A 20,719-nucleotide genomic window follows, 5' to 3' on the forward strand; every position below is an offset into this window, starting at 1 on the left:
GCCCCTTGCCGCAGGAGCCGCCGATGTCCGAGACCGCCGCTGCCGCCCCCTGGCGCGATCTGCAACTGCACCTGGACGGCATCGTGCTGCGGCGCTGGCGCCCCAGCGACCTGGACGCACTGGTCCGGCATGCCGACGATGCGCAGGTGGCACGCTGGGTGAGCCGGCGCTTCCCGCATCCGTACACGCGCGCCGACGGCGAGGCCTTCCTGGGCGGGCAGGTGATCGACCTGAAAGCGCCGGTGCTGGCGATCGAGATCGGCGGCGAGGCCTGTGGCGGCATCGGCCTGCACCCAGCGGCGCAGCCGGCGCCGGACCAGGCCGAGCTTGGTTACTGGCTCGGCCGCGCGCACTGGGGCCATGGCCGGATGACCCGCATCGTCGCCGCCTACCTGGACTGGGCGGTGCCGGCGCTGCGCCTGCAGCGCATCGAGGCGTTGACGCTGCCGGACAATCACGGTTCGGCGCGGGTGCTGCAGAAGAACGGCTTCGCCGAGATCGGCACGCGCCGCGAAGCGTCGTTGCGCGATGGACAGCCGCGCGACCTGCGGCTGTTCGCGCGGACCTGGCCGGCAGCCTGAGTGGCGCGTCGCCCGCGGTGAGCGACGCGCGGCAGGCCCAAGCCTGGCTGACAAAACGTCGCGAGCAGCCGCCTGGTGGGTGCCGATGGCGCGGAGGAACCGCAGTGTGCAAGTGGTACACAAGGATTCCGAGTGCCGTCCGCGCGCGCCTGGTGGCTTCGCAGCCGTTTTGTTGCCCGCTCTGGGCCTCAGTAGGAAATGGTTGCGGAGGTCGCGGTGGTATCCACCGCGTAGTTGCATTGCACGTCCAGGCCCGAACTGTCGCTGTACGACGCCCAGGCCGGCGACGTCACCTGCTGCATGCGGTAGTCGTACACGCCGATCGCGTCGAAGGTGATGCTGCCGTCCGGCGGATACTGGTCGCAGCTGTCTACTGCATAGACCTCCAGCGCGCCGCCCACCACCAGGTGCCTGGCCGAATTGATGTTGTAGGTGGTGCTGAGCCGCACGCTCTGGCCGGTGGTGACGTTGCGCGTGTCCACGTTCCAGTTCGAGCAGGGCAGGCCGTTGTTGCAGGTCGCGTAGGTGTCGCCGACGATCTGGTCGCCGGCCTTGGCCGCAATGAAGTCGCTGTGCCACACCATGCCGTCCTGGCAGCAGTTCCAACTGCTCAGGTCCCAGCTGTTGTTGTAGCCGCGGTAGCCTAGGACCGGTTGCAGGATCGTCGGATCGTCGCTCTGCAGCCCCGGGAAGAAGTACACCGTCTGCTGCGCCACGTTGGTCGGGTTCTGCGGCACGGTCCAGCGCGCGACGATGCGGCCCATCTTGTTGCCGGTCACCTCGATGGCCGATTGCACCCAGTCGTGGGTGATCGGCGGCGGCACGGCGCCGCGTGCGCTCGACGCCCGCAGCGCGGCGTTGCCGCGCAGTTGTTGGCCATCCAGGCCGCGTCCGTCGGGATGGACGCGGATGCCATTGGGCATGAAGTTGTCCTGGGCGCAGGCCTGGGCTTGTTCGCGCACGCCATCGGCATGCTGCAGGCGGCCGTCGGCGAGCACGCGCTCGCTGCGCTGGACCTGGCGCACGCAGGCCGGTGCGAAGTAACCGAAGGGCGTCTGCACGTAGTCGTCGGGCACGTCGGCGGGCTTGTGCGTGGCGGGCAGGGCGCCGACCCGCGCAAGCCGGGCGTCGGGCGCGGCGGTCTGTGCCAGTGCGCTGGCGCTCAGGCCGAGCAGGGGCAGCAACAGCAGCAGTGCGCCACCCAGGCGGCGCGCGGACGAGGAAAACGGACGGATGTCGGAGTGCATGGGAGTCGCCTTGTCGTGAGAATGCGGAGTGCGTTCTCGGGAGGCCGCGGAGCTGCGCGCATTGCAGGCGCAGGTGATCGCAGGCATCCCGTCTGCGAAGCGAGTGGCGCGGGAATCTGTGGTCGAGGAGGCCTGCGTGGTCGCGGAAGGAGCCGCGACCATGGACCCGATACGCATGCCGCGCTTGTCGGATTTGCGCATGTGTCGCCGCGAATCCCGCATGATGCCGGGCGAGGGCGAACTGCTTCACGGTGCCTGCCGGAATACGGGTAGCGCTTTGCGTGGCGTAGCGTAGACAAGTGCCGGCACCGCGATTGGCACGTCGGGGCAGCCGACGGCGCGCGGATGAGCGAAAATCCCCGCAGCGCGCCGTCGTGGCGAGCGCCCCCGCGTTTTTCCAGGAGATTCCCATGCGTCATGCCCTTCGTTCCCGCTGCGCCGCCCTGGCCTGGCGCGCCTGCGCCACGGGCCTGCGCCGATGACCTCGCCCTGGGGCAACCGCCCGCGCGGGGGGCATCCCCCCTCTCCCCCCGGGAGAGGGGCCGGGGGTGAGGGTACGGCAGCCGCAGCGCCCCGCAACGAACTGCGCCTCTACGGCCTCAACGCCGTGCGTGCGGTGTACGCGCGGCGGCCGGAAGCGATCCGCAAGCTGTACCTGAGCGAGGCACGGATCCCGGCGCTGCAGCCGCTGTTGAAGTGGTGCGTGGCCAACCGCGTCGGCTACCGCGTGGTGGACGAGGCCGATCTGCACAAGCTCGCCGCCAGCAGCCACCACGAAGGCGTGGTCGCCGACGTGCTGCGTGTCGCGCCGCTGGCCTTGGCCGACTGGCTGCAGACATTGGCGCCGGGGCCGGCGATGGCGCTGTGGCTGGATGGCGTCGGCAATCCGCACAACTTCGGCGCGATCCTGCGCTCGGCGGCGCATTTCGGCGTGGGCGCGATCCTGTTGCCGGAGCAGGCCGCACTGGCGCTGTCCGGTGCCGCCGCGCGCGTGGCCGAGGGCGGTGCCGAGGCGGTGCCGCTGGTACGGCTGCCGCCCACGGCGCAGGCCCAGGCGCAGTTGCGTGGCGCGGGCTTCGCCCTGGCGGCGACGCTGGTGGCTGGCGGCGACGATCTGTTCGCCACCGCCTTGCCGCAACGCCTGGTCTACGTGATGGGCGCCGAGAGCGACGGCATGGACCGCGACTTCGCGCAGGCCTGCGACCTGCGTCTGTCCATCCCGGGCAGCGGCGCGGTGGAAAGCCTCAACGTCGCCGCTGCCACGGCGGTGTTGCTGGGGACCTGGCGCAGCCGGCATCCGCACGACCACGTGACGCGCTGAGCACGGCGTCACGCCCTGAGCGCGCGCTGCATTTGGCTACGCGATAGTGTGCGCGGCGGCCGGTTTCGGGTTTGCGGGGCGCGCGTCGGCGGCGTAGCGTCGCGCAGGCGCATCCATGAGGCCGCGCCTCGTGCGATGCGCATCAGCACGACCGTGCAGTTCCCCCGAAAGGGTCATCGTCACTCCTGCGGAGATGTCGCTCATGAAACTGCTGTTCTCCATCAAGCACCTGCTGTCGTCGAAGAAGCCGCTGAAGTCGTACGCCTGGTACATCTGGTACTGAGCGCTGCGTGTCTTGCCGCACGGCGAGCCGTGCGGCCGGTGTCCGGCGGATGCGCTTCGCCGGGCGCCGATGCTTCGGGAGAGTCGGGATGTCCGCCATCATGGTCGACCGCGATGCGCGCGCCACCGTGTTCGCGCCGCGTCTGCAGGCATTGCTGCGCACGCATCTGGGGCAGGACGCGTTCCGCCTGGACGCGGACACCATCGGCGTCGCCGGCGCCGCGCTGAGCGACCGCCTGCTCGCGGCGCGGCCGGCCACCGAACACGAACGGCCGACCTTCAAGCCGCTGCACGGCCGTTCGATCGCGCGCAGCGAAGCGGCAAAGTTGATGCAAGCGATCGGCCGCGACGTGCGCGAGGCGCTGAAGCGTCCGGTGCCCGCGACGCTCGACCTGTCCGGCCCGTGGCCGCACGTCGGCCACGTCTATCTGCGCGATCTGCTGCTCGGCGGCGATCCATGGCGGCTGCGCCTGCTGATGGACCGCACGCTGGAACTGACCCCGCGGCTGACCTGGGCGGCGATCGCCGCCGGCGCGCTCGCACCGCTGGCCCCAGGCGACGATGCCTCGACCCTGGCGACCCTGTTGTCCGCGGCCGGCAGCTACCGCGAGCGCCGCGACGCCATGGGCCTGTACCGGCGCACCGCCGCGCCGGTGTGCTTCACCATTTCCACCCTGGTCGCCAACGCGCTGTGGCTGGGGTCGCCGTTCGACGCCAACGCGTCCAACCGCAACATCCTCTACGAAACCCTGCGCCTGCTGCCGCCGTCCTGGAACATCCTGCGCAATGCCTCGCCGGAATACGGCGCGCTGGACCCGCGCATCGGCGCTGCCGACGACGTGCTGGTGCTGCCCTTGCTCAGTCATCGCGATCCGGCATTGTGGGAGGAGCCGGACGCGTTCCGCCCCGAACGCTGGGATGGCCTGGACCCGGATGCGCTGCCGGGCTATCTGCCGTTCGGGCACGCGGCCGAGCGCTGCTGGGGACGACACATGGTCATGCCACTGGCGGAGCGGCTGCTGGATCTGCTGCGCGGTCAGGACTTGGTCGCGGACCCGCAGCAGCGGCGCGCCGCGGTGCCGTTGACCGGCCTGCTCGGCGTGGCCCAGGTCGACGTGGTCCGGCACGCGCGCGCGTGAGGCATTGCCTGTCGCGCCGTGACGACGATCAGCGCGGTGCGGGCGACGCGGTGGAGCCGCGCGTGACCAGGGTGTAGTCGAGTATCTGGTGGGTGCCGCGGCTGGCCAGGCCGTCGCGGCGCTGGCGGATCTCGCCGAGCAGCAGCGCCACCGCCGCCCCGCCCATCGCCGCGACCGGCTGGTGGATGGTGGTCAGCTCCGGCCAGATCGTGGTCGCCACCGGCGTGTCGTCAAACCCGGCGATCGACAGATCCTCGGGTACGCGCAGGCGCAGCCCGTGCGCGATCGCCAGCGCCGCCGCCGCCATGTCGTCGTTGCTGCACAGGATCGCGCTGGGGCGCGGGGTGACCTGCAGCAGCGCGGTGGCCGCGAGCAGGCCGGAGCGGTAGGTGAACATGCCTTCGGCCACGCGCTCGGGTGCCACCGTCAGCCCGGCCCGGGCCATGGTGTCGAAGAACGCGCGGCTGCGCAGCGCGCTGGGCGTGTGGCCGGGATCGCCGCTGACGAAGCCGATGTCGCGGTGGCCCAGGTCGAGCAGGTGCTGGGTGAGCGCGCACGCGGCCTGGTAGTCGTCGATGCGTACCGAGCTGACCCCGGGCATCGGTGCGCCGGTGGCCACCGCCACCAGCGGGATGCCGCGCGCGTCGAGTTCGGCGATGGTGTGCCGCGCATCGCACAGCGGCGGCGGCAGGATCAGGCCATCGGCACCGGCATCGAGCAGGCGTTCAGTGGCGGCGCGCTGGCTGTCGCTGTCGTCGCTCTTTTCCACCAGCACCTGGCAGCCTTCCAGGCTGCTCTGCTCGAGCACGCCGAGCATGAACTGGTTGAGGTAGGCCGCGCTGGGATTGCTGTACAGCACGCCGATGCGTGCCAGTCCTGCGGTGCGCAGCGAACGGCCGGCGAGGTTGGGGCGGTAGCCCAGCGCCTGGATCGACGCTTCGACGCGCTCGCGCATGGTCGCGCTCACGCGCGGGTGGCGGTTGATCACGCGCGAAGCGGTCATCGGCGACACGCCCGCATGGCGGGCCACATCCAGCAACGTCACCGCTGAGCCCGCGCGACGTTGCCGTATGCCCATCAAAGGTCCTGGCGCTGCTGCGAAGGGAACGCCCTCGCGCGCATCCTGCGCAGGGCCAACGCACTTTACTCCCTGGGCGGTTCCACTGTCTTGGCCTGGCTGCCGAAACCACCGTCGGCCTGCGCGGCCAGATACGCGAACACCGCGTATGCAGCGACGTTCTGCGCCAGCGCCTTCGGGTCGATCTTGTCCAGGGTGTCGTCGGCGGTGTGATGCAAATCGAAGTAATCGCTGCCGTCCTGCGCCAGCCAGGCCCAGGCGCCGCCCTTGGCCGCGAGCGGGCCGACATCCGGGCCGGGGCCACCGGCCTCCGGCGCATAGGCGATGCCGAGCGGCGCCAACGCCTCGGCGATCTGCCGGGTCGCTTCACGCGAGCCGGCGGCGTCGCCCGAGCCGGTATTGAAGGCGTAGATGCGACCGGCGCCGAAGTCGCTCTCGGCGGCGATCTGGTGCCGCGCCACGTCCTGCGCATGCGCCTGCGCGTAGGCCTTGCCGCCATACAGGCCCTGCTCCTCGTTGGCGAAGGCGATCACGCGGATGCTGCGCTTGGGCGCCTGCTTGAGTTGGCCGATCAGATGCCCGGCGGCCATGCTGATGGCCACGCCGGCACCATCGTCGATCGCGCCGGTGCCCAGGTCCCACGAATCCAGGTGCCCGCCGATCAGCACGACCTCGTCGGGCAGCGTGCGCCCGGTGATCTGCCCGATCACGTTGTAGGAGGTGGCGGTGCCATCCCAGCCGCAGTCCAGCGCCAGGCGCAGGCGCACCGGGCCGCGCGCGAGCAGGCGCGCAAGCTGGTTGGCGTCGGGCACAGAGAGCGCTGCCGCCGGCACCGGCGTCAGCCCCTCGTCGAAGCGGGTGATGCCGGTATGCGGCACGCGGTGCGAATCGGTGCCGGCCGAGCGCATCACGAAGCCGATGGCGCCCTTGCGGATGGCTTCCGACGGCCCCTTGCTGCGCACCGCGCCGCCGTTGCCGTAGTCCTTGCCGTCGCGGGTGCGCAGCATCTGGTAATCGACGAAGGCGATCTTGCCGCGCAGTGCGTCGGCCGGCGCCGCCTGCAATGCGGCCAGGTCGACGAAACGCACCACCTCGGCCTCGACCGTGCCGCCCGGGCTGCCGCCCAGCGCGGTGACGGTCAGCGGTTGCGCGTGCGCGCCGAGCACCTGCGCGTGTTCGCTGCGGCGTTCCCATTTCGGGAATGTCACCGGCTCGGTCCAGACCTTGTCGAAGCCCAGCGCCTTGAACTTGGCGGTGGCCCAGGCCACCGCGCGCGCATCGGCTTCGCTGCCGGCCATGCGCGGGCCGATTTCGGTGGTCAGCGATTCCACGACCTTCCAGCCGGTGTTGTCGGCCAGTGCCTGCTCGCGCAAGGTCGCCGCGTCGCGCAGCGCCGCCTCCGGAATACGCGTGGCGTCGGCGGCCATGGCGGCAGTGGAGGACAGGCCGAGGACGGCAGCGATGACGAGGGCGAGACGACGCATGACGGATTCCGCGAACACAGGAACGGCCAGCTTAGCAGTGCCTCACCACGATGCACCGCGCGGCCTGCAGGGTGCAGGCCGCGCGACGCTGCGCTTATTCGGGACGCGCGTCGTGCTTGAGCGAATCGCGGATCTCGCGCAGCAGCAGCACTTCCTCGGTCGGGGCCTTGGGCGCCGGCGGTTCCTTGCGTGCGATGCGGTTGATCGCCTTGACCAGCATGAAGATGGCGAAGGCCACGATCACGAACTGGATGATGGTGTTGAGGAAGTCGCCGATGCCGATCACCACGGCCGGTACCGGCTTGCCCGCCGCGTCCACCGTGGCCGCCTTCAGCGTCCATGCCCAGCGCGAGAAGTCCACGCCGCCCGCGAGCATTCCGATCGGCGGCATGATGATCTTCTCCACCAGCGCGGTGACGATCTTGCCGAACGCGGCGCCGAGCACCACGCCAACCGCCAGGTCCAGCACGTTGCCGCGCATGGCGAATTCCTTGAATTCGCGGATCATGCTCATCGGAACTCCTCTTCTTGTCAGTGCGGTCCTGTCGCCGCGGCGCTAGCCTAGCGCAGTCGCCGTGGTGGTCGGATCACAGCCGTGCGCATGCCGCGCGACAGGCGCGCCCGCTCAGCCGACGATGCGGCCGTGACGCTCGGCCACGTTCTCCAGGCGCGCGCTGAAGCGGTCGCCCGGGCGCAGCGCGGCCACGCCGGCCGGCGTGCCCATGAACACCAGGTCGCCGGCGCGCAGCGCGAACAGCTTGGACAATTCGTGCAGGATCTCCGGCACGTTCCAGATCATCTGCTCCAGCAGCGACTGCTGGCGCACCTCGCCGTTGACTTCCAGCGACAGGTTCAACGCCTCCAGTGCACCGACCTCGCCAGCCGGGACCAGCTCGCTGATCGGCGCCGAGGCATCGAAGCCCTTGGCGATGTCCCACGGCAGGCCCTTGGCCTTGGCCGCGGCCTGCAGGTCGCGACGGGTCAGGTCCAGGCCCACGCCATAGGCCAAGACCAGTGCCTCGGCGCCTTCCACCGGCAGCACGCCTGCGGGCGCGTCCTGGCCCAGCGCCACCACCAGTTCCACCTCGTGGTGCAGGTCCTGGGTCGCGGACGGGTAGGGAATGGCTTCGTCGCCGATCACCAGCGCATCGGCCGGTTTCATGAAGAAGGTCGGCTGGCCACGCTCGGCTTTCGAGGCGGGCGCACTGGCGCCCATCTCGCGCGCGTGGTCGGCAAAGTTGCGGCCCACGCAGTAGATGCGATGCACCGGGAACAGGCCCTGGCCGCGCACGGGAACGCGCGGAGCCTCGGCAGCGGCGAACAGGTCTTTCATGGGCGTGCATCCAACGAGAGGGGATGCCGCAGTTTAACGCGTCGGGTTCAACCCAATTCCAACAGGGATGCGGATGCCGCTTTCGCGAATCCCCAATCCCGACTCCCCAATCCCCGCCTTACAGCGGCAAGGCCGGCTTGCGCACCACCCGGTACTCGCCATCGACGACATGGCGGCGTGCGGTGGCCGGGCGCTTGCCGCGCTGGCTCAGCAGTTTCATGGCGATGCCGCCCAGGATCATCGCCGCGCCCACGAACACGCTGACGAACACCAGCCCGGCCAGGATCGCCAGGCCGAGCAGGCCCACTGCCAGCTTGACCAGCGGATGGCGCGGCTTGCGCGGCGCGAAGACATGCCGGAATTGGTCGAAATTGAAGACGGAAGCACGCATGGCAGAACTCTGTTTCAGTTTGAACCGAAGGGGTGCAGTATCGACGCTGTTTTATGTGACGGAGTGAAAACTTCGTTAAGCGAAAAATTAACACTTTGCGTTCAACCGCTTGCATGTCCTCGCGGAGTGAAGCATCACGCAGGGGCGGGCAAGGCAGGTCCGTGCCAGAATTGCGGCCCCATCGCTGCCTGTTCGTCCGTCATGACCGAGTCTTCCGCCGTGCTGGCGTCGCTGCACGACCTCGTCCCCGGCGAACTGGCCGAGGCCGAGGCGCTGCTCGGCGGCGAGTCCGAGTCGCTGCTGCTGTACCGCGAGGGCGACAGCGTGCGTGCGTGGTTGAACGTGTGCCCGCACGCCGGCCGCCGCCTGGACTGGGCGCCCGGACAGTTCCTGAAGAGCCGCGAGGGCCATGTGGTGTGCGCCGCGCATGGTGCCGCGTTCGAGCTGCGGGACGGCCTGTGCGTGTCCGGCCCGTGCCGCGGCCAGAGCCTGCATGCGGTGCCGGTGGACGTGCGGGCAGGGCAGGTGGTGCTGGTCTAGCGCGCAGCAAGCGCGCTTGCGGCGCGGCGCGCTACAGCGCGTGCCACCAGCCCATCGACATCAGGTTGACCATCAGCACCACCACCAGGGTATAGACCAGCGACAGCGGGCCGCCGACGCGCCACAGTTCGCGCGGCTGGTAGTTGGCCGGGCCGGTGATCATCGAGATCACCGGATTGGACGCGGTCATCAGATTGTTGGACGCCGACAGCGCCACGATCAGCGCGAACGCGGTGGGGTTGCCGCCGGCCGCCAGCGCCAGGTTGACCGCGATCGGCACCATCACAATGGTCGCGCCCACATGGCTGATCACCAGCGAGAACGCGGTGGTCAGCAGGCCCAGGGCGATCTCCAGCGCCCACACCGGAATGCCCTCGGGCAAGCGCGCGATGGTGTGGCCGGCGACCCAGGCCGCCGCGCCGCTGCTGTCCATCGCCCAGCCCAGCGGGATCAGCCCGGCCATCAGGAACACGGTCTTCCAGTTGATCGAGGCGTAAGCCTCGTCCATGCGCAGCACGCCGGTCAGCAGCATGCCGGCCACGCCGGTCATCAGGGTCAGCGCCACCGGCAGCTTGGAGGTGAGCGCGATCAGGATGGTCAGGGCGAAGATCGTCATCGCGATCTTGAACTTGTGCGGACGGTGCTCGCCCTTGGGGTAGTCGGTGACCACCACGAAGTCGCGGCTTTCCGAGGCCTGTGCCAGGTCCTGCCAGATGCTGTGGAACACCAGCATGTCGCCGGCGCGCAGCGGCACCTTGCGCACGTCCTCGCGGATCACCTGCTTGTCGCGGTTGATCGCCAGCAGGCTGATCCCGGCCTGCTTGCGCAGGCGCAGTTCGGCCGCGCTCTTGCCGATGAAGCGCGAGGTCGGCGGGATCACCGCCTCGGAGATGCCGGCGCGGCTGGGGTTGAACAGGTCGCCGAGGTTGCGCAGGCGCGAGGACAGGCGCAGGAACTGGTTCTGCGCGAAATCGGCCACCTGCTGGCGCGCGCCCATCACCCCGAGCACGCTGCCGACCCAGATGCGCATGTCCGCCGGCGGCGCCAGGCGGGTGTCGTTGCCGGTCTTCAGGGCCAGCAACAGCGGTGCGTTGTGCACGGTCTCGGCCTCGCCCAGGGTCATGCCGACCAGCGGGCTGTCGGCGCTGACGATCAGTTCGAACACATCGCCCTCGATGCCGTAAGTGCGGGCGAAATAGCTCTCGGTGCGCGCCGGGGTGACGCCGTCGTTGATCAGCCGCTCTTCTTCGGCCAATGCCTTGTCGCCGCGCACGCGGAAGTAGATCAGCGAGGCCAGCAGCAGCGCCATGCCGATCGGCAGCGGCGCGAACATGCGCAGCGGCTCGATGGTGGCCATGCCCGAGGGCAGGTTGTTGTTGGCCGACTGCAGCAGGTCGTTGAGCAGGATCAGCGGCGAGTTGCCGACCATGGTCAGCGCGCCGCCCATCACGATGGCCGCGGCGATCGGCAGCAGCAGCCGCTGCAGGGTCAGGCCGGTGCGTCCGACCAGGCGCGAGGCCACCGGCAGGTACAGCGCCATCACCGAGGGGTTCTGCATGAACGAGGAATTGAGCCCGGCGATGGCGGTGGTCAGCAGCATCAGCCGTTCCTCGACCCCGCGCGCGCGACGCAGCAGCCACGACGCCAGCCGGTTCAGCGCGCCGGTGCGCTCCAGCCCGGCGCCGAGGATGGTGGTGGCGATGATGCTCATCACCGCATTACCGGAGAAACCGCTGAACAGCTCCTCCGGCGCGATCAACCCGGTCACCCCGAGCACCACCAGCACCACCAGCGCCACCACGTCGGCGCGGATCCGCTCGAACACGAACATCGCCATGGTGAAGCCGACCAGCCCGAGCACGAGCTTCATATCGGTGGTCAGCGTCAGCGCGGTGTCCATTGGGGGCCGGGATTGGGGATTGGGGATTCGGGATTAGCTGACAGCGCGAATCGGGACCGGCCGCGCTAATGGCGTGCCGCGGAGGCATTGTGTCCGGAAGGTGGCGGATTCGCTCCTCATCCCTAATCCCGACTCCCCAATCCCGGCTTGTCGTACAGCAAATCCCACACCCCATGGCCCAGATTCTGGCCGCGGGTCTCGAAGTGGGTCTGCGGGCGCCAGTCCGGGCGCGGTACGTGGCCGCGCGGGCCGGCGCGGTTGACCAGGCCGGGGGTGGCGTCGAGCACGTCCCACATCTGCTCGGCGTAGTCGGCCCAGTCGGTGGCGCAGTGCAGGCGGCCGCCGTCGCGCAGCTTGCGCACCAGCAGCGCGGCGAACGCCGGCTGCAGCAGGCGCCGCTTGTTGTGGCGCTTCTTGTGCCAGGGATCGGGGAAGTAGATGCGCACCTCGTCCAGGCTGCCGTCGGCGATCTCGTGCTGCAGCACCTCCACCGCATCGTGGTGGTACAGGCGCACGTGGTCGGCACCGTCCTCGGCCAGCGCGTTGAGCAGGCGGCCCACGCCGGGCGCGTGCACCTCGATGCCGATGTAGTCGCGGCTCGGATCGTGCTGCGCGGCATGGCGCAAGGCCGCGCCGTTGCCGAAGCCGATCTCCAGCACCTTGGGCGCGTTGCGGCCGAAGGTGGCGTCCAGATCGCGCGGCTGGCCGCTGTAGTCCAGGCCGAAGCGCGGCCACAGCGCATCGAACGCGCGCTGCTGGGCCGGGGTGAAGCGGCCCTGGCGCAGCACGAAGCTGCGCACCTGGCGGCGCCTTTCCTCGACGGTGAAGGGTTTCGGCGGGGTCTTGGCGCCGGCGCTGGAGAACGGATCGGTCATGCCTGCGGCCTCACCCGATCAATCCGTCGACCGGCGAGGAGGCGCTGGCGTAGCGCTTGCGCGGGATGCGCCCGGCCAGGAACGCCTCGCGGCCGGCTTCCACCGCCTTGCGCATGGCGCTGGCCATCAGCACCGGATTGCGCGCGCCGGCGATGGCGGTGTTCATCAGCACGCCGTCGCAGCCCAGTTCCATCGCGATCGCCGCGTCCGAGGCGGTGCCGACGCCGGCGTCGACGATGATCGGCACTTTGGCGTTGTCGATGATCTCCAGCAAGTTGTAGCGGTTCTGGATGCCCAGCCCGGAGCCGATCGGCGCGGCCAGCGGCATCACCGCCACGCAGCCGATCTCTTCCAGGCGCTTGGCCAGGATCGGGTCGTCGCTGGTATAGACCATCACCTCGAAACCATCGGCGACCAGGATTTCGGCGGCCTTGAGGGTCTGCACCACGTCCGGGAACAGGGTGCGCTGGTCGCCCAGCACTTCCAGCTTGGTCAGGTTGTGGCCGTCGAGCAGTTCGCGCGCCAGCCGGCAGGTGCGCACCGCATCCTCGGCGGTGTAGCAGCCGGCGGTGTTGGGCAGGATGGTGTACTGTTCAGGCGGCAGCACGTCGAGCAGGTTGGGCTCGCCCGGGTTCTGGCCGATGTTGCTGCGGCGGATCGCCACGGTGACGATCTGCGCGGCGGCGGCCTCGGTGGCCAGGCGGGTCTGTTCGAGATCGGCGAACTTGCCGGTGCCGGTGAGCAGGCGCGAACGGTAGGGTTTGCCGGCGATCACCAGCGCATCGTGGGGGGCGGGAGCGTTCATCGGCGGATTATCGCCCATCGCACCGGCCCTGCCGAGTCCGCACCGGGACGCGCGGCGGCGCGATTCAGCCGCCGCCCAGCGCGTGCACGATCTCGACCCGGTCGCCGGCGTGCAGTTCGTGCGCGGCGTGCGCGCCGCGCGGCACGATCTCGCCGTTGACCTCGACCGCCACCCGCCGCTGCCCCAGTCCTTCGGCCTGCAGCAGCGCGGCCACGGTGGTGGCCGGCGCCAGCGTGCATTGTCTGCCGTTCAATTCGATGTTCATGCCATCATTGTGCAATGCGCGCCCTGGGCGCGCGAGTCGCGATCTTGCGGCAGTGCAACGTGAGCGTGTCCGGCAGAGGTGAAATCATGTCGGCCATGCGGCAACGTATGGCGCGGCCGCTCCCCCGTTTCGTTGCATTTCTCGTGTTCCATTTCTGCCCGGGAGGGCTTCCATGACTTCGTCCATCCGTCCGCTCCGTTCGCTGCTCGCCGCCGCGATCGTGCTCGCCGCCGCGCCTGCGTTCGCGCAGTCCACCTACAGCCGCACCGTGTTCTTCGGCGACAGCCTGACCGACGCCGGCTACTACCGGCCGCTGCTGCCGGCCTCGGTACGTGCGGTGACCGGCCAGTTCACCACCAACCCGGACTTCGTCTGGGCGCAGTACGTGGCCGAGTACTACGGCACCAACGCCGCCGCCAACGGCAACGGCCAGATCGGCGACGACTATGCCGCCGGCAACGCCCGCGTCGGCGTGGCCAACCCGAGCGCCCTCGGCGTGGCGCCGTCGCTGGCCACCCAGGCCAGCAACTACCTGGCCGCCAACGGCGGCAAGGCCGACCCGAATGCGCTGTACTCGGTGTGGGGCGGCGCCAACGACCTGTTCGCCATCGCCGGCGGCGCGCCGGTGCAGACCACCATCGGCAATGCGGTGGCCGCAGAAGTGGGCATCGTCGCCAGCCTGCAGAACGCCGGCGCGCGCTATGTCATGGTCAACAACCTGCCCGACGTCGGCATCACCCCGCGCTTCCGCGCCGGCGGCGCCGTGGCGATGGCGCAGGGCACCGCGCTGGCCACCGCCTACAACAACGCGCTGTTCTCCGGCCTCAAGAGCGCCGGGCTGCGGGTGATCCCGGTCGATACCTTCCACCTGCTGCAGGAAGTGGTGGCCAACCCGGGCACCTACGGCTTCACCAACGTCACCGGCACCGCCTGCCAGCCGCAGGTCACCGCGCAGTCGCTGACCTGCAACCCGACCAGCTACGTCAGCGCCGATGCCGCCGATACCTATGTGTTTGCCGATGGCGTGCACCCGACCGGCCGCACCCATGAACTGCTGGCGCAGTACGCGCTGTCGATCCTGGAAGGCCCGCGCACCCAGCAGATCCTGACGCACTCGGCGCAGATGGTCGGCCGCTCGCGCGCCGATCAGGTCGCCTGGCACGTCGATGGCCGCCCGGAATCGGACGGCGTGCGCTGGTGGGGCAACCTGCGCGGCGACATGCAGCGCTACCAGCACGGCGACCTGTACGACGGCATGGCCCCGGCCGGCCTGTTCGGCGTGGACTGGTCGCGCGGCGAGTGGGTGTTCGGCGGCTTCGGCGGCTTCGGTCGCACCGATGCCGACTTCGGCAACCGCGGCGGCGACTACACCCAGGACGACAGCACCCTCGGCGGCTTCGCCGGCTGGTACGGCGAGCACGCCTGGGTCAACGCCCAGGTCAGCTACACCTGGCTGAGCTACGACGTCACCCGCAAGGTCAACCTCGGCCCGGCCACCATCGAGCACAAGGGCTCGCCGGACGGCAGCAACCTGACCGCGGCGCTGCAGGGCGGCTACGAGTTCGGCGAAGGCAGCTTCAAGCACGGCCCGGTGGCCGCGGCGATCTGGCAGAAGGTCAAGCTCGACGGCTACACCGAGAGCAACCCGAACTCCAGCGCGCTGGGCTACAGCGACCGCGACGTCGAGTCGATGGTCGGCCGCATCGGCTGGAAGGCCAGCCTCGATGCCGGCATGGTGAAGCCGTACCTGCAGGCCACCTACGACCACGAGTTCAAGAAGAACCAGGAAGCCACCGCGTGGCTGCAGACCATGTCCGACCTGGGCGAGTACGCGGTGCCGGGCATCGACTTCGACCGCAACTACGCGTCGGTGGTGCTGGGCGCGCGGACCAAGCTGTGGGGCTTCGAGAGCAACGTCGGCATCGCCACCACCACGGGCCAGTCGCGCGCGCACGACACCTCGCTGTTCGTGAACTTCGGCGGCAGCTTCTAAGCACCGCCCGGGTTTGCCCGCCTTGCCCGGCTGCGTGCCGGGCAGGGTAGGGCGAGGGATGTACAAAGGCAGCAGTGCCTGTTGTGGGAGGGGCTTCAGCCCCGACGCCTCGGAGTTCGAGCCGTCGGGACTGAAGCCCTTCTGCATTTCCACGGCACCTGCCGGGCCGTGTCGCTTTCGTCCGCGCACTGCAGCCCGCATCGCGCCGATTTCTTGCGCAACCCCCGGCCCAGCGCATAGACTGCACCGGCAACGCGGGCGTAGCTCAATGGTAGAGCTGTAGCTTCCCAAGCTACTGACGTGGGTTCGATTCCCATCGCCCGCTCCAGTCTCGCGAATGCTAGCGCTAAGTTGTTGACCGCGCTGACTATTCCGTCCGGCTGAAGACCGCCTCGAACGACCTCCCAAGGTATCGTTTGAGGTATCGTTTTTCCCAAAGCCCCTCTTGCTGCATCGGTCATCAGGCCTCTACGTGCGCTTCTTGGTTCCTGCTGATTTGCAGGGGTAAGTCGGCTCGCGTTTTCTTGTTCGTCCTCTCTATCTTTGCCCCGGCGACGCTGCGCGTCTGGTGTCTGCCTACATGGGAGTGGCACTATCGAACGCGTTCCAAGCATTGAGGCAGGGAAAGTCAGTGGATCTGGACGAAGTGCTGCGCCGAATTCGAGAGCAAGGACTGCGCGAACTCACATTGACCGATGTGACGCTGCCTAATGGCACGCATCGTTAAGGCCCAGATCGATACGCCTGAGGACGCAGCGTTAGTTGCTGCGTTGAATCTAGCCCCAATCGACGAGATTTTCGTCGATCGGGGGTTTTCATGCATTCAAGGCGAGATGTCTCTTGCGATGGCTGTTTTTGGGCCTGATAGCTACCATAAATTTATTGAAAATCAGTCTTCCCCGGAAACTGGGAGAATGAGCTCGGCGTTCGACTTGGGGAAGGGAAAGCCACTTCTCGGGATGAGGTGGGCAAAACCATTTCCCTTATTTTGGATGATCCTACTCTCGACTTCTTGCGAAAGTGGAATTGCTCGTCCGGTTCTTTCCTGAACAATTCAGTCAGATCCTCTTCGCGCATCTGCCGGCCTATCAAGAAAGCGTCGACCAAGAGGTTGAGAATCTCTGTGTCGTCACGCGTGGAGCCCCTATCGATTTGAAAGGAAGGGAATCGGTTGTTGCGCGAAAGCAGATATTCAATGAGGTGGCGAGGGACGCCTTTGCTAAAATTGGGCTATCTGTTGCCGGCGAAAAGGATGGTTTACTTCTTCTCTGGCGTCGGAAGCGACGGTGCCAAAATCTCGGCGCAAATTGAGCCTTCATCCCTCACCAGGGTATATTCGACCCACACGTGGCCGACTATTCGATATTGGCCTTTGATGCCGTTTAGCTTCGTCGTCAAGAAGAGATCTAAAGGCGAGAAGAATGCGGCATTCATGATGCCACCTGAGGTCCAGTCACTAGCAGCGCTGCGTCTAGGAAGATATGAAGACAGTCACTCGCTAGAAGTTGCTGTGCGCGCCTTGGCGTTGTGGATCGAACTGGGATTTTTTGGTGGCCCGCCCAAGAAGGATTGAAGTTTCCCAAGTGTCCTGGCTGATCTACTCGATAGGCAGTAGACGAAAAGCCCCGAGTTGATTGTGCTTTTATGGACGCCTAGATGATCTTGTCGTGCTGGTTCCGTTGGTCATCCGGTCGATCTAAGATGCATCTGGTTGGCACATCAAAGGCGCGCCTTCTGTGTATAAGCAGGTCAAGTTCACTCGGGAAGAACTCTACGAGATGGTTTGGGCACGCCCTGTGCTCGTCCTTGCCAAGGAAATCGGCGTATCCGATGTCGCTTTCTCGAAGGCATGTCGAAAAGCGGAGATTCCACTTCCGAACAGAGGGCACTGGGCAATCGTCCGGACTGGGCGGACCGTCAAGCAGCCCCCTCTTCCGGATGCCAAGGAAGGGCAGCCAAGTGTCGTGCTCTTTACCGTGTCCGAGAACGCTCCTTCCAAGCCACCTCGACCCGAGGTGCCGCTTGGGCCACCTGTTGCGGTTCCCCAAGAACTCATCAAGCCCCACCGCTTGATCGCTGAGGTCAAAGCGGCAGCAAAGGCTGCCCGAGAGGACAAGGGCGTCTTGCAGTTGAGCTATAACAAGGTGCTTCGGCTCAGAACCTCGACGGCTCAGCTACCCAGAGCCTTGATCCTATTGGACGTCCTGATCAAGCAGTTCGAGGCCAAGGGCTGCAAAGTCCGCCTCAACGAGGAGCGGGCTTCAACAGAATTGGTGTTGAAAGAAGGAACTGTATCTTTCCGGTTGAGCGAAAGGACCAAGCAAACGCTACCGCCACCACCACCGCCTCGCCCACCCGGACGAAGAGGAGAGTCTTACTACGAGCCGTGGAGGCCAGCTTACATCTTGGTGGGAACGGGCGAATTTGCCTTGGAGTTTGACCAATGGCTTGGCAACAGTCGCCACATTTGGAAGGATCGGGCAGGAAACCCCTTGGAGGCTCAGCTCCATGAGGTGATCGCAGAAGTCCCTGTGTGGGAAGACGCATTGCGCACGCGTCGCTTGGAGAACGAGAAGCGAACTGCCGATGCGAGAGAACAAGAAGCTAGGCGCATAGAAGCGGAGCGGGCAAGGGCTGTCTTGCGCACACAACGAGCCCGCCTGGTGCAGAACATGCTTGCTTGGGAGCGCGCTCAGCGAATTCGCCACTTCATCTTGGCAGTTCAACAAAGCGCAGATCCGACACCGGAAGCGCAGGTGTGGCTAGCCTGGGCCAACGAACAAGTGAAATGCCTCGATCCGATCACCTCATCTCTTTCGCACGTAATCAACTTGGACGTAAAGCTCGATCCCTACTTCAGTGGCTACTCGCATTGGAACAAGCCTGAGAAGGATTGGTGGGATTGATCTTTGAGCGGACTGCCGGCGCAGCAAGCGCGAGCAGGCGGGAGGTAGAGCACCGATCGTTGCGGCACCCAGGTCCGGTGGGTGCCGCATCAAGGGCAACATCTCGCGTCAGGGCAATAAGATCTACCACGTGCCTGGCCCCCGTGAAGCCTTGCGGGCAGGGTGGCGGCCGGCACTGCGCTGACATGCGTTCTCTATGCCCAAGTGGACGGTAGGGAGGCGGCCCAGCAGCCAGCGGAGCAGAACCTGGTACAGGCGGAGGTCATCAAGCAAGTCGAAGTGCGTCAGCACCAGGTGGAGATGACCCAGAAGTAAGCGCAAGAGCAGGCAGCGCCGACTCGGGGGATGGGAAGCAAGAAAGGATAGAGGTCCTGTCTGCTTCCACGCAGAGGGTGCTCGGTTCCTTAGGCGCTCCTGGCCCCGGCTTTCATGGAGTTACCCGTCGAATCTCCCAATCGCCACGCGACATTGTTCGAACTTGATGAAGGTCAATGTCATAAATGGCGATCAGTTCAGAGCTACTGGCGATGATGTGGCCTCGGATCTTACGCTCGCCCTTTTCCCAGAGTTCCGTATCGCCGCGCGACACCGGGCCGAGTAAGCGACGCCGCTCAGCGCTTGCTTCATTTTTTCCAGCATGTTCGCCAACAAATCCTGGTAAGACTGATACGAACAAGCCGACGAAAAAAAGTGTCGCTGCAAGATAAATGCCAGAGGCGGCGATACCCGCTGATGACAGGACAAGCATGATTGAAGGGTGACGCCGGCCAAATTCTTTGATGCGAACTCCTTTGTAGGGTCGGGCAGGGAAGCGGTAGACCCAAACTGCCAACCACAAGAAGAAAAAAGCGAGCAACACTGCAAGCCAAGGCACGGAGTGGATGACTCCAATGCCTTCCAACACAATGGCATAGTAGCCTCGGATGACTTTCCAGTCGGTGGATTGAGGAAAGAGATCTGCCTGGACACCCCACGCATTGAGATAGCTGGTGTAGGCAACATGCCCACACCCGTGAAGCACGATCCCAGCCAGCGTTGTCATCGCAGCGATACTGCCGATCAACGTGGTGATGGACCAAGATCGCTTCGAGGACGCCTTGTTCGCGTCCTCTGGTGAAGGGCTGGAACGCTTCGATCGGACAATTTCGATATGGCGCATGGCTGTCGTGTTTGATGAGCTACTCAGCTACTTTGATCGTTCCTCAAGAACCCGATGTGATGCACGGAGTTGATGTCAGCCATGAAACGCCCTGAGCCTGACTCTCGGGCGTAATCGAAAAGGAGAAGATAGTGGCCAACCATCTCGTCAATGCTCGATAGGCCATAGCGAGCGAGGATCGAAGGGATGTGATCACGCAGAAGCGCGATACGGAAACTCTCACGTGTGGTGCCAAAGTTGCAGTAATAAGTGTCATGCGCTGTCCACAATTTCCACGGACGGACGATGCCCCAGAACCCCAACCATCGGCCCGTGTGATGCGCCATGATCGCTGATTCAAAACGCACGAATGCATCATGGACAGCCACCTCAGGCCGGTCGTTGCCTGGCATGCGAATCGTCATCGAACTTGTCTTAAAGCTCGGCCACTCGACCAGCTGTTCAAGCAGCTTTTGAGGCCCACGCGAGACGGTATTTGAACGCCTTGTGCCATCGCCGCTGCTCCGCGAGCGACTTTCTTCCCCAGGCCCTTCCTGATCCTCTGAGGTGATGTCATCGCTCTCTGCCGTCAAAGACGGGATCAACACGATAAGCTTGGTGTTGCGCTGCTCCCAATGAGCCACCGTTCGATCGCTGTCGTCGTCTTCCCAGGGGTCGCCATAGCTTCGAGTGATGTCACACTCATCTGCGTGGGGAAGAGCGTAGAAGTGTGCGACTTTGCTGCGCCGGCCAGGACTCGGCCTGGATGCGGATCTGAAATGAGCCGTGGCCTCGCAATAGGGGCAGCGCAAATGGAGCTTCAAGGCGCGCCGGGAGGACGGATCTAGATCCGCGACTTCCTGTGCTGTGTATTCTTGATTGCTTCGAAGATCCCTTGCTTTGTCCATCAGGCTCCCCTTGTCCTAACTTGCATGCTTTCAAGTGCCGTGCAGCTAGTCAAGCCGATCCGCAGTGGCGAATATTGCGATACGATCAAGGGGATGGCATCGGGGGCGAAGCGCTCTCTAGATCATATGTAGAACCCAAACAGCAGAGGTCGTGATGAGTAAGCTGAAGGTGCACTCCGTGGCGAATAAGGGTGACTTGGCGAGCGAATGCGTATGGATCCAGGTATTGGAGGATATTCAAAGCCTCAGTCATTATCTTCTCTGTGATACCACCTACACTGATGAAAATCATGTATCTAATGAACTTCGGCACCTATACTGGTTCAATAATCTTGCTGTCAAGAAGGGTGACTGGATTCAGCTCATGACCAAAGATGGGAGAAATGCCTCTATGGTCAATAAGTATCAAACAACAACTCATGTTTTCTTCTGGAAGCTGGGTGTGGCGGTATGGAATAAGGCTGGTGATGCGGCGTTAATTTTCGATGTTGTCGATTGGAAAACCACACGGGTCTGATGGATAGCAAAGAGTG

General features: G+C 66.0%; 20 protein-coding genes, 1 tRNA gene, 1 other RNA gene and 1 pseudogene. 10 read left to right on the forward strand and 13 right to left on the reverse strand.

From position 1 onward, the window contains the following. Positions 1–23 precede the first annotated feature (23 nt). Positions 24–581: a GNAT family N-acetyltransferase gene (locus tag QN245_RS05355; RefSeq protein WP_184447022.1), complete on the forward strand. Its 558-nt coding sequence runs from the start codon at positions 24–26 to the stop codon at positions 579–581. Between the two features lie 45 nt (positions 582–626). On the opposite strand, the gene QN245_RS05360 is transcribed toward QN245_RS05355, so the two are convergent. Both QN245_RS05360 and QN245_RS05365 read right to left on the reverse strand, forming a co-directional pair. Then, positions 627–702, reverse strand: a non-coding RNA gene (locus QN245_RS05360) — sX9 sRNA. Positions 703–769: 67 nt separating this feature from the next. Next, the gene (locus QN245_RS05365) at positions 770–1,828 is read right to left on the reverse strand and encodes a hypothetical protein (protein ID WP_184447021.1); all 1,059 of its coding nucleotides are present in this window, start codon (positions 1,826–1,828) and stop codon (positions 770–772) included. Between the two features lie 478 nt (positions 1,829–2,306). On the opposite strand from QN245_RS05365, the gene QN245_RS05370 reads away from it, so the two are divergent. The 3 genes and pseudogenes from QN245_RS05370 to QN245_RS05380 form a co-directional block, all read left to right on the forward strand. Further along, the gene (locus QN245_RS05370; RefSeq protein ID WP_184447020.1) at positions 2,307–3,149 is read left to right on the forward strand and encodes a TrmH family RNA methyltransferase; all 843 of its coding nucleotides are present in this window, start codon (positions 2,307–2,309) and stop codon (positions 3,147–3,149) included. 193 nt (positions 3,150–3,342) lie between these two features. Beyond that, complete coding sequence (locus QN245_RS05375) at positions 3,343–3,432, forward strand: tryptorubin family RiPP precursor (RefSeq protein ID WP_017911958.1); 90 nt, start codon at positions 3,343–3,345, stop codon at positions 3,430–3,432. A 622-nt stretch (positions 3,433–4,054) separates the two neighbouring features. Then, positions 4,055–4,366, forward strand: a pseudogene (locus QN245_RS05380) (cytochrome P450); the annotation flags it as partial. A 232-nt stretch (positions 4,367–4,598) separates the two neighbouring features. On the opposite strand, the gene QN245_RS05385 reads toward QN245_RS05380, so the two are convergent. The 5 genes from QN245_RS05385 to QN245_RS05405 all read right to left on the reverse strand — a co-directional run bounded on the left by QN245_RS05385 (position 4,599) and on the right by QN245_RS05405 (position 8,856). Next, positions 4,599–5,648 carry a LacI family DNA-binding transcriptional regulator gene (locus QN245_RS05385; protein ID WP_425612915.1) on the reverse strand — a complete coding sequence of 350 codons (1,050 nt, stop codon included), beginning with the start codon at positions 5,646–5,648 and terminating at the stop codon, positions 4,599–4,601. A gap of 65 nt (positions 5,649–5,713) precedes the next feature. Beyond that, positions 5,714–7,132, reverse strand: coding sequence for a M28 family peptidase (locus QN245_RS05390; RefSeq protein ID WP_317844749.1), 1,419 nt, complete (start codon positions 7,130–7,132; stop codon positions 5,714–5,716). A 94-nt stretch (positions 7,133–7,226) separates the two neighbouring features. Then, positions 7,227–7,646: a large-conductance mechanosensitive channel protein MscL gene (gene mscL, locus QN245_RS05395; protein ID WP_160967647.1), complete on the reverse strand. Its 420-nt coding sequence runs from the start codon at positions 7,644–7,646 to the stop codon at positions 7,227–7,229. A 111-nt stretch (positions 7,647–7,757) separates the two neighbouring features. Then, the gene (locus QN245_RS05400; RefSeq protein WP_160967649.1) at positions 7,758–8,465 is read right to left on the reverse strand and encodes a fumarylacetoacetate hydrolase family protein; all 708 of its coding nucleotides are present in this window, start codon (positions 8,463–8,465) and stop codon (positions 7,758–7,760) included. A 118-nt stretch (positions 8,466–8,583) separates the two neighbouring features. Beyond that, positions 8,584–8,856: a hypothetical protein gene (locus QN245_RS05405; RefSeq protein WP_160967651.1), complete on the reverse strand. Its 273-nt coding sequence runs from the start codon at positions 8,854–8,856 to the stop codon at positions 8,584–8,586. Positions 8,857–9,057: 201 nt separating this feature from the next. Between QN245_RS05405 and QN245_RS05410 the strand changes: the two genes are divergently transcribed. Beyond that, the gene (locus QN245_RS05410) at positions 9,058–9,396 is read left to right on the forward strand and encodes a Rieske (2Fe-2S) protein (RefSeq protein ID WP_317844750.1); all 339 of its coding nucleotides are present in this window, start codon (positions 9,058–9,060) and stop codon (positions 9,394–9,396) included. Positions 9,397–9,427: 31 nt separating this feature from the next. On the opposite strand, the gene QN245_RS05415 is transcribed toward QN245_RS05410, so the two are convergent. From QN245_RS05415 to thiS, 4 genes are all read right to left on the reverse strand, one after another. Then, the gene (locus tag QN245_RS05415) at positions 9,428–11,296 is read right to left on the reverse strand and encodes an SLC13 family permease (RefSeq protein WP_184447014.1); all 1,869 of its coding nucleotides are present in this window, start codon (positions 11,294–11,296) and stop codon (positions 9,428–9,430) included. 122 nt (positions 11,297–11,418) lie between these two features. Beyond that, positions 11,419–12,171, reverse strand: coding sequence for a tRNA (guanosine(46)-N7)-methyltransferase TrmB (gene trmB / locus QN245_RS05420; protein WP_317844751.1), 753 nt, complete (start codon positions 12,169–12,171; stop codon positions 11,419–11,421). A 10-nt stretch (positions 12,172–12,181) separates the two neighbouring features. Then, entirely contained in the window at positions 12,182–12,976 is a 795-nt protein-coding gene (locus QN245_RS05425; protein WP_017910410.1) for a thiazole synthase, read from the reverse strand. Between the two features lie 64 nt (positions 12,977–13,040). Next, positions 13,041–13,241, reverse strand: coding sequence for a sulfur carrier protein ThiS (gene thiS / locus QN245_RS05430; RefSeq protein ID WP_160947570.1), 201 nt, complete (start codon positions 13,239–13,241; stop codon positions 13,041–13,043). A gap of 172 nt (positions 13,242–13,413) precedes the next feature. Between thiS and QN245_RS05435 the strand changes: the two genes are divergently transcribed. The 4 genes from QN245_RS05435 (at position 13,414) to QN245_RS05450 (ending at position 18,140) form a co-directional block, all read left to right on the forward strand. After that, positions 13,414–15,234: an autotransporter outer membrane beta-barrel domain-containing protein gene (locus tag QN245_RS05435; protein WP_317844752.1), complete on the forward strand. Its 1,821-nt coding sequence runs from the start codon at positions 13,414–13,416 to the stop codon at positions 15,232–15,234. Positions 15,235–15,488: 254 nt separating this feature from the next. Then, positions 15,489–15,562: transfer RNA gene (locus tag QN245_RS05440), tRNA-Gly, on the forward strand. A 924-nt stretch (positions 15,563–16,486) separates the two neighbouring features. Continuing rightward, positions 16,487–16,807: a hypothetical protein gene (locus QN245_RS05445; RefSeq protein WP_317844753.1), complete on the forward strand. Its 321-nt coding sequence runs from the start codon at positions 16,487–16,489 to the stop codon at positions 16,805–16,807. Positions 16,808–16,970: 163 nt separating this feature from the next. Further along, positions 16,971–18,140, forward strand: coding sequence for a hypothetical protein (locus QN245_RS05450; RefSeq protein WP_160967665.1), 1,170 nt, complete (start codon positions 16,971–16,973; stop codon positions 18,138–18,140). 427 nt (positions 18,141–18,567) lie between these two features. On the opposite strand, the gene QN245_RS05455 is transcribed toward QN245_RS05450, so the two are convergent. Together QN245_RS05455 and QN245_RS05460 are read right to left on the reverse strand one after the other, a co-directional pair. Next, complete coding sequence (locus QN245_RS05455) at positions 18,568–19,299, reverse strand: hypothetical protein (protein ID WP_160967667.1); 732 nt, start codon at positions 19,297–19,299, stop codon at positions 18,568–18,570. 23 nt (positions 19,300–19,322) lie between these two features. After that, on the reverse strand, positions 19,323–20,186 hold the full coding sequence (locus QN245_RS05460) for a hypothetical protein (RefSeq protein WP_160967669.1): 864 nt from the start codon (positions 20,184–20,186) through the stop codon (positions 19,323–19,325). A gap of 154 nt (positions 20,187–20,340) precedes the next feature. Here QN245_RS05460 and QN245_RS05465 point away from each other — a divergent pair, with 154 nt between their 5' ends. Next, positions 20,341–20,703 carry a hypothetical protein gene (locus tag QN245_RS05465; RefSeq protein ID WP_317844754.1) on the forward strand — a complete coding sequence of 121 codons (363 nt, stop codon included), beginning with the start codon at positions 20,341–20,343 and terminating at the stop codon, positions 20,701–20,703. Positions 20,704–20,719: the final 16 nt, after the last annotated feature.

The organism is Xanthomonas rydalmerensis (genome assembly GCF_033170385.1).
GTDB lineage: Bacteria > Pseudomonadota > Gammaproteobacteria > Xanthomonadales > Xanthomonadaceae > Xanthomonas_A > Xanthomonas_A rydalmerensis.

Bases quoted from the DNA above. Each gene is read 5' to 3' on its own strand.
- QN245_RS05405 (WP_160967651.1), bottom strand. From the start codon at position 8,856: ATGCGTGCTTCCGTCTTCAATTTCGACCAATTCCGGCATGTCTTCGCG.
- trmB (WP_317844751.1), bottom strand. From the start codon at position 12,171: ATGACCGATCCGTTCTCCAGCGCCGGCGCCAAGACCCCGCCGAAACCC.
- QN245_RS05355 (WP_184447022.1), top strand. From the start codon at position 24: ATGTCCGAGACCGCCGCTGCCGCCCCCTGGCGCGATCTGCAACTGCAC.
- QN245_RS05410 (WP_317844750.1), top strand. From the start codon at position 9,058: ATGACCGAGTCTTCCGCCGTGCTGGCGTCGCTGCACGACCTCGTCCCC.
- thiS (WP_160947570.1), bottom strand. From the start codon at position 13,241: ATGAACATCGAATTGAACGGCAGACAATGCACGCTGGCGCCGGCCACC.
- QN245_RS05385 (WP_425612915.1), bottom strand. From the start codon at position 5,648: ATGGGCATACGGCAACGTCGCGCGGGCTCAGCGGTGACGTTGCTGGAT.
- QN245_RS05425 (WP_017910410.1), bottom strand. From the start codon at position 12,976: ATGAACGCTCCCGCCCCCCACGATGCGCTGGTGATCGCCGGCAAACCC.
- QN245_RS05460 (WP_160967669.1), bottom strand. From the start codon at position 20,186: ATGGACAAAGCAAGGGATCTTCGAAGCAATCAAGAATACACAGCACAG.
- QN245_RS05465 (WP_317844754.1), top strand. From the start codon at position 20,341: ATGAGTAAGCTGAAGGTGCACTCCGTGGCGAATAAGGGTGACTTGGCG.
- QN245_RS05390 (WP_317844749.1), bottom strand. From the start codon at position 7,132: ATGCGTCGTCTCGCCCTCGTCATCGCTGCCGTCCTCGGCCTGTCCTCC.
- QN245_RS05375 (WP_017911958.1), top strand. From the start codon at position 3,343: ATGTCGCTCATGAAACTGCTGTTCTCCATCAAGCACCTGCTGTCGTCG.
- mscL (WP_160967647.1), bottom strand. From the start codon at position 7,646: ATGAGCATGATCCGCGAATTCAAGGAATTCGCCATGCGCGGCAACGTG.
- QN245_RS05435 (WP_317844752.1), top strand. From the start codon at position 13,414: ATGACTTCGTCCATCCGTCCGCTCCGTTCGCTGCTCGCCGCCGCGATC.
- QN245_RS05455 (WP_160967667.1), bottom strand. From the start codon at position 19,299: ATGCGCCATATCGAAATTGTCCGATCGAAGCGTTCCAGCCCTTCACCA.
- QN245_RS05445 (WP_317844753.1), top strand. From the start codon at position 16,487: ATGGTTTACTTCTTCTCTGGCGTCGGAAGCGACGGTGCCAAAATCTCG.
- QN245_RS05370 (WP_184447020.1), top strand. From the start codon at position 2,307: ATGACCTCGCCCTGGGGCAACCGCCCGCGCGGGGGGCATCCCCCCTCT.
- QN245_RS05415 (WP_184447014.1), bottom strand. From the start codon at position 11,296: ATGGACACCGCGCTGACGCTGACCACCGATATGAAGCTCGTGCTCGGG.
- QN245_RS05365 (WP_184447021.1), bottom strand. From the start codon at position 1,828: ATGCACTCCGACATCCGTCCGTTTTCCTCGTCCGCGCGCCGCCTGGGT.
- QN245_RS05400 (WP_160967649.1), bottom strand. From the start codon at position 8,465: ATGAAAGACCTGTTCGCCGCTGCCGAGGCTCCGCGCGTTCCCGTGCGC.